12 protein-coding genes and 1 riboswitch are annotated in these 13,966 nt (G+C 70.9%); of the genes, 3 read left to right on the top strand and 9 right to left on the bottom strand.

The genetic code is table 11. The features are described from left to right. Nucleotides 1-40: 40 nt before the first annotated feature. The 7 genes from ACIQCJ_RS07215 to ACIQCJ_RS07245 all read right to left on the bottom strand — a co-directional run bounded on the left by ACIQCJ_RS07215 (nucleotide 41) and on the right by ACIQCJ_RS07245 (nucleotide 8,249). Nucleotides 41-904 (bottom strand): thioesterase family protein, encoded by an 864-nt coding sequence (locus ACIQCJ_RS07215; protein WP_355348062.1) that lies wholly within the window; start codon nucleotides 902-904, stop codon nucleotides 41-43. Nucleotides 905-1,127: 223 nt separating this feature from the next. Continuing rightward, nucleotides 1,128-1,787 (bottom strand): trimeric intracellular cation channel family protein, encoded by a 660-nt coding sequence (locus ACIQCJ_RS07220; RefSeq protein ID WP_355348059.1) that lies wholly within the window; start codon nucleotides 1,785-1,787, stop codon nucleotides 1,128-1,130. Nucleotides 1,788-1,912: 125 nt separating this feature from the next. Next, complete coding sequence (locus tag ACIQCJ_RS07225; RefSeq protein ID WP_391044839.1) at nucleotides 1,913-2,944, bottom strand: dipeptide ABC transporter ATP-binding protein; 1,032 nt, start codon at nucleotides 2,942-2,944, stop codon at nucleotides 1,913-1,915. A gap of 176 nt (nucleotides 2,945-3,120) precedes the next feature. Then, nucleotides 3,121-4,167 carry an ABC transporter ATP-binding protein gene (locus ACIQCJ_RS07230; protein WP_402711268.1) on the bottom strand — a complete coding sequence of 349 codons (1,047 nt, stop codon included), beginning with the start codon at nucleotides 4,165-4,167 and terminating at the stop codon, nucleotides 3,121-3,123. Between the two features lie 98 nt (nucleotides 4,168-4,265). Continuing rightward, nucleotides 4,266-5,276 (bottom strand): ABC transporter permease, encoded by a 1,011-nt coding sequence (locus ACIQCJ_RS07235; RefSeq protein WP_355348056.1) that lies wholly within the window; start codon nucleotides 5,274-5,276, stop codon nucleotides 4,266-4,268. A gap of 95 nt (nucleotides 5,277-5,371) precedes the next feature. Further along, on the bottom strand, nucleotides 5,372-7,147 hold the full coding sequence (locus ACIQCJ_RS07240) for an ABC transporter substrate-binding protein (protein WP_355348053.1): 1,776 nt from the start codon (nucleotides 7,145-7,147) through the stop codon (nucleotides 5,372-5,374). Between the two features lie 103 nt (nucleotides 7,148-7,250). Beyond that, nucleotides 7,251-8,249 (bottom strand): ABC transporter permease, encoded by a 999-nt coding sequence (locus ACIQCJ_RS07245; RefSeq protein WP_188283044.1) that lies wholly within the window; start codon nucleotides 8,247-8,249, stop codon nucleotides 7,251-7,253. 308 nt (nucleotides 8,250-8,557) lie between these two features. Here ACIQCJ_RS07245 and ACIQCJ_RS07250 point away from each other — a divergent pair, with 308 nt between their 5' ends. Then, complete coding sequence (locus ACIQCJ_RS07250; protein ID WP_391044737.1) at nucleotides 8,558-10,078, top strand: DUF885 family protein; 1,521 nt, start codon at nucleotides 8,558-8,560, stop codon at nucleotides 10,076-10,078. Nucleotides 10,079-10,116: 38 nt separating this feature from the next. On the opposite strand, the gene ACIQCJ_RS07255 is transcribed toward ACIQCJ_RS07250, so the two are convergent. Together ACIQCJ_RS07255 and ACIQCJ_RS07260 are read right to left on the bottom strand one after the other, a co-directional pair. Next, entirely contained in the window at nucleotides 10,117-10,830 is a 714-nt protein-coding gene (locus tag ACIQCJ_RS07255) for an enhanced serine sensitivity protein SseB C-terminal domain-containing protein (protein WP_355348163.1), read from the bottom strand. Nucleotides 10,831-11,034: 204 nt separating this feature from the next. Next, nucleotides 11,035-11,808, bottom strand: coding sequence for an enhanced serine sensitivity protein SseB (locus tag ACIQCJ_RS07260; RefSeq protein ID WP_355348046.1), 774 nt, complete (start codon nucleotides 11,806-11,808; stop codon nucleotides 11,035-11,037). Between the two features lie 94 nt (nucleotides 11,809-11,902). Then, nucleotides 11,903-12,000, top strand: a riboswitch (glycine riboswitch). A 180-nt stretch (nucleotides 12,001-12,180) separates the two neighbouring features. On the opposite strand from ACIQCJ_RS07260, the gene gcvT reads away from it, so the two are divergent. Further along, complete coding sequence (gcvT, locus tag ACIQCJ_RS07265) at nucleotides 12,181-13,311, top strand: glycine cleavage system aminomethyltransferase GcvT (RefSeq protein ID WP_355348043.1); 1,131 nt, start codon at nucleotides 12,181-12,183, stop codon at nucleotides 13,309-13,311. Between the two features lie 120 nt (nucleotides 13,312-13,431). After that, nucleotides 13,432-13,812: a glycine cleavage system protein GcvH gene (gcvH, locus tag ACIQCJ_RS07270; protein ID WP_355348040.1), complete on the top strand. Its 381-nt coding sequence runs from the start codon at nucleotides 13,432-13,434 to the stop codon at nucleotides 13,810-13,812. The last annotated feature ends 154 nt before the right edge of the window (nucleotides 13,813-13,966 follow it).

The following is a 13,966-nucleotide window of genomic DNA, read 5'->3' on the forward strand; positions in this document are numbered from 1 at the left end:
ACCGGCAGCGGCGTGGTGGCCGACCGCGGCGGGAGGGGGGTCAGGGGCGGGGGGCGCGGGCGAGTTGGCGGGACTGGGCCACGAGGCGGTTGGCGGTGTCCCAGACTTCGGCGTCCTCTTCGAGGAGGCCGCCGGCGAGATTGCGGGTGGTGAGGGCGATGCGGAGGGGGCCGGGGGCCGGGCGGGCGCGGAGGTGGACGGTGAGTTCGAGGGTGGGGACCCAGCCCTTGAGGCCGAGGTCGAAGGCGGTGGGGGGCAGGGCGTCCACGGCCAGGAGGAGCGAGAGGACGTCGTGGTCGCGGCCGTCGGCCAGGCCGAACCAGCCGCGCATGTCACCGCGCCCCGAGGGCGCGCCGACGGCCCAGCCCGCGGTGGCCGGATCGAGCCGGAGCGCGATGCGGTCGAGGAGGGCGCTGGAGCCGGGCAGCGGCGCGCCGCCCTCGGGGGCGTCCTCGGGGCCGACGCAGTCCGCGTACTCCGGCATCGACGGCTCGGGCGCGGTGGTGCGTACGTCGTCGGGCAGCGCGCCCAGGTCGCCGTACGCGGCGATGACCCGCATCCGCTCGACCTCACGGCCCTGCTCGTCGGTCTGGTAGAGCGACGCCTGCCCGCTGGAGAGGGTCCGGCCCGCCCGTACCGTCTCGGTCCTGATCACGGCGGGGCCGGGGCCTGAGGCGGTCAGGTAATGGGCGGTGATGGTGAAGGGGTCGTCGTGCGGCAGCGCGTCGCGCAGGGCGCGGGCGACGACGGCGAGCAGATACCCGCCGTTGACGGCCGCGGCGATGGTCCAGCCCGGTGAGAGGTCGATGTCGTACGTGCCGGGCTCGCCCGGCCGGGCCGTCACCGTCGTGTCGCGGTCGAATTCGCTGTCGCCGAGGGTCGCGCGGGCTGTCGCATGTGCCATGCCCCGATGTTACCCAGCGGTAGAGACTCCGTGTCCAGCGCTGGCGGTTTCCCGCCGCGGCGACCGGCCGCGCGACCCCGCCGTTCATACGCACGGCCCGGCACACGCGCGGCCCGCGTACGCACGGTCCGGCACACGCACGATCCGCATAGGCGCGGCCCGCGTACGCACGGTCCGCGTCCGTACGACCGGCATACGCAAGGCCCGGCCCGGACGGAGTCCGCTACTCCCCCTCCGCCGCCGCGCTCCTGCGGTGCCACGCCCGCGGCGCCCGCCAGTGGAACCGCAGCGCCAGCAGCCGCAGGACGAAGGCGACCAGCGCCGCGAGCCCCGCGGTCACACCGCCCAGCACGTCGAAGTGGATCAGCAGCGCGACCGTACTCGCGCCGACCAGGGCCGGGACGGCGTACAGATCGCGGTCCCAGCGCAGCAGCGACGGCACCTCGTTCGCCAGCAGGTCGCGCAGGACGCCGCCGCCCGCCGCCGTGGCGAGGCCGAGCGCGACGGACGGGGTGAGCCCGAGCCCGTACGTGTGCGCCTTGATCGTGCCGCTCACGCAGAACAGCCCGAGCCCGGCCGCGTCGAAGACGTTCATCGTGGCGGTGATCCGCTCGACCTCGGGGTGCAGGAAGAAGACCAGCGCGGTGGCGACCAGCGGCGTCGAGAAGTAGCCGACGTCGGTGAACGCGGCGGGCGGCACCGCGCCGATGACCAGATCGCGGAAGACCCCGCCGCCGAGCGCCGTGACCTCGGCGAGCACCGCCATGCCGAACACGTCGTAGTTCCTGCGGACCGCCGCCAGCGCGCCGGAGATCGCGAAGACGAAGATCCCGACGACGTCGAGCGTGTGCTGGACGGTGGGCGTGAACAGATCCGTGGCCATGCCGATGTTGTACTACGGCCCGCCGTACGAACCGCGAGGCCCACCGTACGAACCGGCGCCGGACCGGCGGCGCCGGCCGTACGGCCAGAAAACAGCGACCGTACGGCCCGTCCCGTCACGACTGCCTACGGCGTGACAGCCGCGCTGTCCTGCTGGTTGTCCGGCTGGTTCTCCGGGTGGTGGCACGCCACTTGGTGGCCGGTCGCCAGCGGCGCCAGCGGCGGCTCCTGCGTCTTGCACACCTCCGTCGCCTTCCAGCACCGGGTGTGGAAGCGGCAGCCGCTCGGCGGCGAGATCGGCGACGGCACGTCACCGGTGAGCAGGATGCGCTTGCGCTGCGTGCGCCGCCGCGGGTCGGGCACCGGCACCGCCGACATCAGGGCGGTGGTGTACGGGTGGAAGGGCGCGCTGTACAGCGCCTCCCGGTCCGCGATCTCCACCACCTTGCCGAGGTACATCACCGCGATCCGGTCCGAGACATGGCGGATCACCGACAGGTCGTGGGCGATGATCACATACGTCAGGCCCAGCTCCGACTGGAGGTCGTCTAGCAGGTTCACCACCTGGGCCTGGATGGACACGTCCAGCGCCGAGACCGGCTCGTCGGCGACGACCAGCTTCGGCTTGAGGGCGAGGGCCCGCGCGATGCCGATCCGCTGCCGCTGACCGCCGGAGAACTCGTGCGGGTAGCGGTTGTAGTGCTCGGGGCTGAGCCCGACCAGCTCCAGCAGATTCTGCACTTCGCGCTTCACACCGTGCTCGGTCGCGACCTTCTGGAGCTTGTACGGGGCGCCGACGATCGTGCCGATGGTGTGCCGCGGGTTCAGCGAGGAGAAGGGGTCCTGGAAGATCATCTGGACGTCGCGCCGCATCGGGCGCATCGCCCCGGTGCTCAGGTGCGTGATGTCCCGGCCCTGGAACTCGATGGTGCCGCCGGTCGGTTCGAGCAGCCGGGTGATCAGCCGTCCCATCGTCGACTTGCCGCAGCCCGACTCGCCGACCACGCCGAGCGTTTCGCCCGCCGCGACCTCGAAGTCGATGCCGTCCACGGCCTGTACGGCGCCGACCTGGCGGCGCAGCAGGCCCTTGGTGATCGGGAAGTGCTTGACCAGACCGGTCACCTTGAGCAGCGGCTCGCCGCCGCGCTGCCGCGGCAGCGGGACGCTCTTGTCGAGCGAGGGCCTGCCCGACGAAGTGCCGCCGTCCGAGGCGGAGTTGTCCGGCAGGACGTCGTCCGACGCGGCTCTGTCCGACTGCGTGCCGTGCGACGAGGACGCGTCCTGCGGCGGCTCGTCCGGCGAGGGGTTCTCGGCCACGGGTTCTTCCTGACCCTTCACAGCTTCGGTTCGATCTCTTCGGTCCAGATCCGGAGGCGGTCGGCCTCGCCGAGGTGGCAGGCGGCCATGTGGCCGGGGCCCACCTCGCGCAGTTCCGGCACGTCCGTCTCTGCGGCGCCGCCGGTCAGCGCCGCGTACGGGCAGCGCGGGTGGAAGGCGCAGCCGGACGGCACGTTGATCAGGCTGGGCGGGGTTCCCTTGACCGGGTTGAGCCGCTCCAGGCGCTCCCGGTCGAGACGCGGCATGGAGCCCAACAGACCCCAGGTGTACGGGTGTCGGGGCGCGGTGAACAACGTCTCGGCGGTGCCGCGCTCCACGGCCCGGCCCGCGTACATCACCAGCAGGTCGTCGGCGACCTCGGCGACCACTCCGAGGTCGTGGGTGATCATGATGACCGCGGAGCCGAACTCCTTTTGCAGGTCCCGGATCAGGTCCAGGATCTGCGCCTGCACGGTCACGTCGAGCGCGGTCGTCGGCTCGTCGGCGATCAGCAACTCGGGGTTGTTGACCAGCGACATGGCGATCATCGCGCGCTGCCGCATACCGCCGGAGAACTGGTGCGGGTAGTCCGAGAAGCGCTTCCCGGGCTCCGGGATGCCGACCCGGTCCAGCATCTCCACGGCCCGCTCGGCCGCGACCTTCCGCGACACCTTCTGGTGCACCCGGTACGCCTCGACGATCTGCGCGCCGACCGTGTAGTAGGGGTGCATCGCGGAGAGCGGGTCCTGGAAGATCATCGCCATCTTGCGCCCGCGCAGCCGCCGTACGTGGTCCGGGTCGGCGGCGACCAACTCCTCGCCGTCCAGCCAGACCTCGCCGGATATCCGGGCCCGCGAGGTGCGGTGCAGGCCCATGATGCCCAGCGACGTCACGGACTTGCCCGAGCCGGACTCGCCGACGATGCCGAGCGTACGGCCGCGCTGGAGGTCGAAGCTGAGGCCGTCGACCGACTTCACCAGGCCGTCGTCGGTGTCGAAGTGGATCCGCAGGTCACGTACCGACAGATACGCGTCCCCCGCGGGGGCCGGGCCGGAGTCCGCCACCGGCTCCCCGACGACGGACGCCGCCTTGTCGAACCCGACGGCGCCGCCCTCGGACGTTTCGGACGTGCCGCTGTCGGGGGCACTGCCGTCCGTGGTGCTCACGAGTACCTCACGCGGGGGTCGATGGCGGCGTACAGCAGGTCCACCACAAGGTTGCAGAAGACGATGAAGGTGGCCGCGACCATCGTCACGCCGAGCACGATCGGCAGGTCGTTGTCCTTGACGCCCTGCACGGCGTAGGCGCCGACTCCCTGGAAGGAGAAGACGCGTTCGGTGATGATCGCGCCGCCGATCAGCAGGCCGAAGTCCATGCCGAAGATGGTGACGATCGGGGTCAGGGCCGCGCGCAGCGCGTGCTTGCCGACGACCGTCCGCTCCGGCAGGCCCTTGGCCCGCGCGGTACGGATGTAGTCCTCGCCCATCGTCTCCAGCATCCCGGCTCTGGTGAGGCGGGCGTACAGCGCGGAGTAGAGGAAGGCCAGCGCGATCCACGGCAGGATCAGATTCCACGCCCATTGGGCGGGATCGGTGGTGAACCCGACGTACTCGACGTTGTCCCAGATCGTCCACTTGTAGGAGAACAGGCCGAGCAGCACCATGCCGGTGAAGAAGATCGGCAGTGAGACACCGGCCAGGGCCACGCCCATGGAGATCCGGTCGAAGACCGTGCCGCGCTTGAGCGCGGAGATGACGCCGATGACGACACCGGAGACCACCCAGATCACGGCCGCGCCGATCGCCAGCGAGAAGGTCACCGGGATACGGGTCTTGATCTGCGGCCACACCTCGACGTGCGACTTGAAGGAGTAGCCGAAGCAGGGGCGGTGGCAGACCGCCGCGTCCGGGCCGAACTTGTAGTTCGCGCCCATGACGATGGCCTTGATGAAGTGCCAGTACTGCTGGTAGAGCGGCAGGTCCAGCCCGAGGTTCTTCTTGACCGCCGCGATCGACTCGGGGTTGGCGTCCTTGCCCACGTACTGGGTGGCCAGTTGGGTCGTGCTCTGGCCGCCGATCTTGGGGACCAGGAAGAAGATCGCGAAAGTGACCGCGCTGACGACAAGCACCAGGATTATCGCGGCGATCACGCGTCGAATGATGTACGCAGTCACAGCGGTTCGGCGCCGGGTCCGCCGGGCCGGGGGTCAACCCCGGTCCCGGCGGACGCCGATGCCTTCACCTGCCTTCCGGTGTTCGGTGCTCTCGCTTACTTGGAGGAGCTGAGCAGCAGGTAGTCGTACATGCCCAGGTACGCCTGAGTGATCGTCACATTCGTGGCGCTCTCCGGGCGGTACAGCAGGTTCTTGCGGTAGATCAGCGGCACGACGGTGGCGGTGTCGAGCACCATCTTGTCGATGTCGCCCCAGGCCTTCTCACGGGCGGCCGCGTCGGTGTTGGCGATCGCGTCCGACAGCGCCTTGTTGATGGCCGGGTCGTTCAGCTCCATCAGGTTGTTGCCGCCGGAGGGCTTGATGGCGCTGCCGTCCACGATCTGGTCGAGGAAGCCGTAGCCGGTCGGCCAGTCGGCGCCCCACGCCATCATCATCAGGCCGAGCTGGTGCTCGTGCACGTAGCTCGGGACACCGGCGAAGTTGGCGAAGTACTTGCCCGCCGGGTAGCTCTTGATGTTGGCGGTGATGCCGACCTGCTTGAGCGAGTTCTGCACCGCGGTGGCCTGCGCCATCTCGGCCGGACGGTCCGAGCGGGCGGTCAGGTTGGTGGTGAAGCCGCCCGGCTTGCCGCAGGCGCTCAGGGCCTGCTTGGCCTTGGCCACATCGCCCTTGTTGCCCTCGGTCGGGTACTGGTCGAACTTCGCGTAGCCGTTGACGGTCGGCGGGAGCAGCGTGGTGGCGATGTCGCCCTTCACGCTGCCGCCGATCGCGGTCTGCACCGAGACCTTGTCGATCGCGTACTCGACGGCCTTGCGGCACTCGATGTTGTCGAACGGCGCGACCTTGGAGTTGATCGCCATGTACGCGGTGGCGCCGGCGTACGAGTCGTCGGTGCTGCCCTTGTACTTGGGGCCGAGCACCTTGCCCTGGGTCTGCGGGGTGACACCGGTACCGCCGGAGTCCACCGTGGTGTTGCCCGCCAGCAGGTTGTTGTCGATGGTGACCGCGTCGACCTTGAACTTGATCGTGTACTTGTCCGGCAGCGGGTTGCGCACCGGGTCGGTGGCCTGGCTCCACTGCGGGTTACGGACCAGCGTGGCGCCCGCGCCCTCGGTGTACGAGGAGAACTTGTACGGGCCGGACGACACGATGTGCTTCACGTAACCGGCGCCGTCGTCCTTCGCCTGCGGCACGGGGGCCGTCTGCGAGAACGTCGCCAGGTAGTCGAAGTCCGCGAAGGGCTTCGCCAGGTGGAAGACGATCGTGGTGTCGTTCGGGGTCTCGATGGACGCGAGCCCGTTGGGGTTCTTGTCCTTGTACGGACCCTGGTACTTGTCGCCGCCCGCGAGGTACGCCTTGAAGTACGTCGGGCCGTTGGACAGCGCCTCGGGCGCGAAGTTGCTGCGCTCGATCGCGTACTTGATGTCCTTGGTGGTGATCGGCGTGCCGTCTTCGTACTTCAGGCCGGACCGGATGGTGTACGTCCAGGTCTTGGCGTCCGGGCTGGCCTTGCCGAGTCCGGTGGCGAGGTCGGGGACGACGGTGAGGCCGTCCTTGCCCGCGGCGGGCTTGAAGGTGAGCAGGGTACGCGCGTAGAGGCGGGAGAAGTTCTGCACCCAGCCGTAGTACGTGTTGCCCATGTCCAGGGAGTCCGGCACGTCGGAGTTCTCCATCACGACCGTCCCCCCCTTCTTGTCGGACTTGTTGACGATGGAGGTGAGCGCGGCGTCGGAGCCGGAGGCGGACTTGCTGCTGCCGCCGCTCGGGTTCTTGCCGCCCTTGTCGTCCTTCGAGTCACTGCTGCACGCGGATGCTCCCAGGGCCAGAGCCATGGCAAGCGCCAGCGCGGCTGTCGCTTTTCTGCTGTTCATGCCGAGGAAAGCCTCCAAATCGAATGGATATACGTGGTTTCAGCGGTGGTACGGGCGGGCTGGTACCCGGTACGGGCGGTGCGGCGTGGCGTGCTGCGGCCGTTCACTTGCTGCGCGGGTCGAGGGCGTCGCGCAGTCCGTCGCCCAGCAGGTTGAAGGCCAGGACGGTGATGAAGATCGCGAGGCCGGGGACGACCATGTACTGCGGGTCGGCGTAGAAGAGGTCGACGGCGTCGTTGAGCATGCCGCCCCACGAGGCCTGGGGCGGTGCGATGCCGACGCCGAGGAAGCTCAGGGCGGCCTCGAAGAGGATGTTGGTCGGGATCAGCAGCGTCGAGTAGACGAGGATCGGCGCGACCAGGTTGGGCAGCAGTTCCTTGAAGAGGATGAAGGGGCCGCGGGCGCCCATGCTGCGGGCGGCTTCGACGAACTCGCGTTCGCGCAGGCTCAGCGTCTGGCCGCGCACGATGCGTCCCATGTAGGGCCAGTTGAAGAAGCCGATCACGAAGATCAGCACGCTGATCCGCAGCGGCAGCCCGTTCATCCCGAAGGCGCCGTCCTGGAGGGAGGCGGAGATCGAGATCGCGAAGAGCAGCAGCGGGAAGGCGAGGAAGGTGTCCATCAGACGGCTGATCAGGCTGTCGACCCAGCCGCCGTAGTACCCGGCGATGACGCCGAGGACGGTGCCGATGATGTTGGACAGGATCGTCGCGCCGGTCGCCACCAGCATCGAGACCCACGAGCCCTCGATGATCCGGGCCAGCAGGTCACGGCCGAACTGCGGGTCGATGCCCAGCGGGTGGGCCCAGCTCATGCCGCCGAAGGGGCCCTTGGGGGCGACGCGGACGGGGTCCACGAGGTCCTGGTGGAAGGCGGTCGGGTCGAGGCCGAAGACGTGCTCGATCGGCTTGGCCAGGATCGCGAGCAGCACCAGCAGGATGACGACGACACCGCCGGCCACCGCCACCTTGTCGCGCTTGAAGCGCATCCAGGCGATCTGACCGAGGGACCGGCCCTCGATCTGGCTCCGCTCGACCCCGCTGAGGATGGCTTCCGGCTGTGCCTCGGCCTGCCCATGGGTGGTCTCAATCGGTGCGGTCATGGTGTGACTGACCCCTCTCGCCGGCGGGTAACCGGCGCGCGCCCGCCGCTGTAGCGGCTTTACTCATCAGTCGTGCTGCTGGTGCGAGTCTCATGAATTGCGTGATGCATGAACTGGCTCTGCAGAAAGTGCTGTTGGTACGAGGCGGTGCAGGTGGTGCAGATGACAACGGGGGCCTGAGGCCCTTGCCGCTGGATTCTTCTGCGATGTGTCGATCACCCGCCAGCCCTCACCACGAAGGGATGCGCAACTGTGATGTGGTGATTCATCGACCGTTACCGACGCGTACCTCGGGGTACGGTCGTGTGGTGAACGAGCGGCTGCGTGCGGTATGCGACCTGATGGTGCCGGTGGTACGGGAAATGGCGGGGCGTCACGAGTACGACGGCCGCGTCCAGGACCTGTCGCCGGACGGCGTCCGTCGCGGCCTCGACGCGATGGCCCGCGCACAGCGCGCCGCGGGACCGCTGGAGTCCGCCCACGACGACCGGCACCTGACGGTCTTCGAGGAGGCGCTGCGCGTGCAGTACGGGGAGCTGGAGCTGCACAGGCGCGACCCGTACCCGCATCTGTCCAATCTCGAACTCGCCTGCTACGACCGGGAGTACGCCTCCGGGCGGGAGCGCGCCAAGGCCCGCCGCAAGCATCTGGCGCGCTGGCCGGAGGCCGTGGACGCGGCGGTGGCGTCACTCGACCGGGTGAGCGCGCCGGTCGCGGACGCGCTGCTGGGCGCCGTACGCGGACTCGCCGCCGGGCTCGACGCCGAGGACAGCCCCGACACCGCCGCCGCGCTGGCCGCGCACGGGCGGCTGGTCGCGCACATCGAGCGGGCCGCCGAGCACGGCGACCCCGACCCCCGGCTCGGCGGCAACGCGCTGGCCGCGCTGATGGGCAGTCAGGAGGGCCTGAGCGTCGACCTGTCGGCGCTCGCCGTCGAGGCCGACCGGGAGCGGGCCCGGCTCACCGAGCTGCTGGTCGACTCCTGCCGCGCGTACGACCGGCACCGGCGGGTGGACGAGCTGCTCCCCGAGCTGATGGCCGACCACCCCGACGCCGACGGCGTCATCCCCGAGGCGGCCAGGCTCACCGACGAGGTGATCGCCTTCACCCGCGCGCACAAGCTCGCGCCGTACGTGGACGGGGACTGTCTCGTCGGGCCCGCGCCGCCCTCCCGGCGCTGGGCCATGGCCATGATGAGCTGGGCCGCGCCCGCCGAGGCCGATGCCGCGTCCTGGTACCACGTCACTCCGCCGGAGCCGGACTGGCCGGCCGAGGAGCGCGAGGAGTGGCTGACCGTCTTCAGCCGCACCAGCCTGCCGTCGATCACCGTCCACGAGGTCGCTCCCGGGCACTTCGCGCACAGCCGCTCGCTGCGGCGGGCCGCGACGCCGGTGCGGCGGGTCCTGCACAGCCTCTCCTTCGCCGAGGGGTGGGCGCACTACGTCGAGGAGGTCTGCCTCGAAGAGGGGTTCCGGGCGCGGGACCCGCGCTTCGCGATCGGGGTCGCGCTCGAAGCGCTGGTCCGCGTGACGCGGCTGACGTGTTCCATCGGGCTGCACACCGGGGCGCTGTCCATAGAGGACGCGACCCGGCTCTTCATGCGCGACGCCCATCTCGCCCGGGCCGGGGCCTCCGCCGAGGCGCGGCGCGGCACCTTCGACGCGGCCTACGGGCGGTACACCTGGGGCAAGCTGGAGATCATGCGGCTGCGCGAGCGGGCCAAGCGGAAGGCTTCCTTCACCTTGCCCGAATTCCACGCCGCCCTGCTCGCCCTGGGCAGTCCGCCGCTCGGCCTGATGTCCGCCGCCCTGGACGATTCCGGCGCCTGAGGGTCGCTCATCGCCGTTCGGGATCCGCCGGACAGGCCCTAGCGCGGGCCCCAGGCCGGGCCGCCGGCGAAGGCTTCGCGGTCGAAGAAGGGCTGCCCGTTGGCGCGCATCCACATGGCGACAGGATCGTAGGCGTCGGCCATGGCGACGGTGGAGACGGGCAGACCGTCGGGGACACCGGCCACGGACTGCTGCATCATGAGGCGGACGGACTCGACGGACTGCGGAGAGTCGTCGTAGACCTCGACGCCGATGGCGAGATAGGGCTCGCCGAGGGTGGGCTGGACCCAGGCGCGCCGGAGGGCGCGCACGGCGGGCGTGCGGTGCGCGGCCTGCGCGAGCAGAGCGTAGAACTGCGGAATCTGTAGCGAGGGTTCGCCGATCTGGAGCGGCCCGGCGGGCAGCAGGTCGAGCCCGGCGGCGATCCGGCGCAGGTCGAGCCAGGGCACCCCGACCCCGCCGCCCGGCGCGTGCGGGTTGAGCCAGAGGCCCCAGCGGTCGGGGAAGAGGGTCAGGGCGATGTCGCGCCCCGAGACGACCTCGTACTCCCGGGTCCAGCCGCTGGCGGCCAGCTCACGCGGCGAGGTGACGCACGGCGCATAGCCGTGACCGCCGATCCGGAGGTTGCCGTACTGGGCATCGGCCGAACCGGGCGTGCCGTGCCAGAGCAGCATCCACACCTGGCCCTCGGCCAGCGACGCGAGCAGGTTCTCGTATGCGTCGAAGCGACCGGGCGCCACCTGGAGCAGCATCTGCTCCACATGGCCGGCCGCCGCCGCACCGCCTTGCGCGCCCGCGATCACGTGGGACCGCCCCTTCCCCTCGTTCGGTCTGCCCGGCGCACACCTGTGCGCCGCCCGCCATCAAACCAGGTCACGTCCTGGATCCCCACCCATGCCGTACGGCCTCCCGCCGGTCGGTCCCGTTCGGTCCCGATGAGTCCGGTTTGGTCCGGTTCAGTCCCGCGTGAAGAACGGCCGTACGGTCTCCAGCATCCAGTCCGCGACCGGGTCCTGTGCGACGTCCAGCAGAATCAGGTGGACGGGCCAGGGCAGCGGCGCGGCGCCGAGGGCGCGGCCGATGGCGTCCATGGCCGCGGCGCGGTCCACGTCCTGCCAGCGGTCCAGCTCGACCCCGACGAAGAGCGCGGGCGGCTCCTCCTCCACGGCGGCCAGCGCGCGGCGGGCGGACAGCACGACCGGGGTGACGGCGAACTCCCCCGCGGCGGTGGCGAGGAAGTCCACCGGCTCGTCGTCGTGGTCCGGTTCCCACAGCCGTACGCGGGCGCCGACCGTACGGCCGGGCGTGCCGTCCTGCTCGTACCGTTCGGCGGCGCCGCCGCGGCACAGCTCGGCGACGGCGGCGGGCGGCAGCGGCACTCCGACGGCGCCGCCGGGGTTCAGGGCGATGCCGACCAGCGGCGGCAGGCCGCGGGCGAATTCGTGGACGGGCGCGACGGTGCAGGCCATGCCGTCGGCGGCCTGCCGGAACTGCTGCTCGGAGCTGAAGACCGGCACATAGGTCGCGCCCTCCAGTTCGACGGTGGGCAGGTCGAGCCCCGGCGCGTCCGGCGCCCCGCCGTTCGGCAGCGGCACCCAGACATGGGAGCGCCCCAGCACCTCCAGCAGCCGGGGGGCGGCCGAGGGGTTGCCGAGGCTCGCGGTGAGCACCTCTTCCAGCTCGTTGGCCGGCCATATGTACGGTGCCGTGTACGGTGCCGGAATCTCCATGTCCACCCTTGTCCGCCCATGTGCCACTGTCCTGCCCGGAAACCCTAGCGGCTGGCGTGCAATGATTGGCGGCACAACTTGCATACCGGCCGTTGGAGGCCGCGCGGGAGAGTTCCGTCCCCTCACCGGGCCGGGCGCCGAAGGAGCAAGCCCTCCCTTGAATCTCTCAGGCACAGATACCGCGCGGGCGAGGCAGATCTGAAAAGCGGGCGGCTCCCTTGACGGGGAGCGGCCCCACCCAAGGTGCAAACCGGGACCCGCGAGGGTCACGGTGAACCTCTCAGGTTCCGATGACAGATGGGGAGACCCGGGGCGAGCATGCCCCGGCCCGCCCTGTCCGTCCCGTGCCGTCACCCCTCTGGGAGCCCTCCGATGAGCCAGCCACCGACCTCCCCGCGCCACACCGCCCTCGACGCGTCGCACCGCGCGCTCGGCGCGACCATGACCGACTTCGCGGGCTGGGACATGCCGCTGCGGTACGGCAGCGAGCGCGACGAGCACACCGCCGTCCGCACCCGCGCCGGACTCTTCGACCTCTCCCACATGGGCGAGATCACCGTCACGGGACCGCAGGCGGGCGAGGCCCTCGACCACGCGCTGGTCGGCCACCTGTCGGCGCTCGCGGTCGGCAGGGCCCGCTACACGATGATCTGCGCGCCCGACGGCGGCATCCTGGACGACCTGATCGTGTACCGGCTCGCCGAGCAGGAGTTCATGATCGTCGCCAACGCCTCCAACGCCCAGGTGGTGCTGGACGCCGTCACCGAGCGCGCGGCCGGTTTCGCGGGCGCCGCCGTACGCGACGACCGGGACGCGTACGCGCTGCTCGCCGTCCAGGGTCCGGAGTCCCCCGGCATCCTGAAGTCGGTCACGGACGCGGACCTGGACGGGCTGAAGTACTACGCGGGCCTGCCCGGCACGGTCGCCGGGGTGCCCGCCCTGATCGCCCGTACCGGTTACACCGGCGAGGACGGCTTCGAGCTGTTCGTGGCGCCCGCCGACGCCGAGCGGCTGTGGCAGGCGCTCACCGAGGCCGGGGCCGCGGCCGGGCTCGTACCGTGCGGCCTGTCCTGCCGGGACACGCTGCGCCTGGAGGCGGGCATGCCGCTGTACGGGCACGAGCTGACCACCGCGCTGACGCCGTTCGACGCGGGGCTCGGCCGGGTCGTGAAGTTCGACAAGGCGGGCGACTTCGTGGGCCGGGCGGCGCTGGAGGCCGCGGCGGAGAAGGCGGCGGCCACCCCGCCGCGCAAGCTGGTCGGGCTGATCGCCGAGGGCCGCCGGGTGCCGCGCGCGGGGTACGCGGTGACCGACGCCTCGGGCGCCGTGGTCGGCGAGGTCACCTCGGGCGCGCCGTCCCCGACGCTGGGCGTGCCCATCGCGATGGCGTACGTGGACGCCGCGCATGCCGCGCCCGGTACGGAAGGGGTCGCGGTCGACATCCGCGGCACCCGTGAGCCGCACCGGGTCGTGGCGCTGCCGTTCTACAAGCGTGAGCGCTGACACGCTCGTACCGCCACCTGGTACCGGGCCTGTCCGGCCGGTACCGGACCTGTCCGTCGAGCCGACCGACCGCGCCGTCCCCGCGCGCGGGCACCCCTTCGCATCCGGGAGAATTCCGTCATGAGCATCAACCCCCAGAATCTTCGGTACACCAAGGAACACGAGTGGCTGTCGGCCCCCGAGGCCGAGGGCGTCACCGTCGGGATCACCTCGCACGCCGCCGACGCGCTCGGCGACGTCGTGTTCGTGCAGCTTCCCGCGGTGGGCGACGCCGTCACGGCGGGTGAGACCTGTGGTGAGCTGGAGTCCACCAAGTCCGTCAGCGACCTGTACTCGCCGGTCACCGGCGAGGTCACGGAGATCAACCAGGACGTCGTGGACGACCCGGCCCTGATCAACTCCTCGCCCTTCGCGGACGGCTGGCTGTTCAAGGTGCGTGAACCGCAGGCGACCGACGAGCTGCTGTCCGCCGCCGAGTACGACGCCTTCATCGCGGGCTGACCTTCCGGCCTCCGTCACGGGCCGGTCCCCCGGCCTTCACGGCGGGCCGGCCCCCGGCTGTCATCGCGGGCTCGCTTCCCGCCGGGCCCGCCGTCATCGCGGGCTCGCTTGCCGCCGGGCCCGCCGTCACCGGCCGTTCGCCGGCCCCCGGTAT

Origin of the sequence: Streptomyces sp. NPDC093221 (assembly GCF_044753885.1) — a bacterium.
Lineage (GTDB): Bacteria > Actinomycetota > Actinomycetes > Streptomycetales > Streptomycetaceae > Actinacidiphila.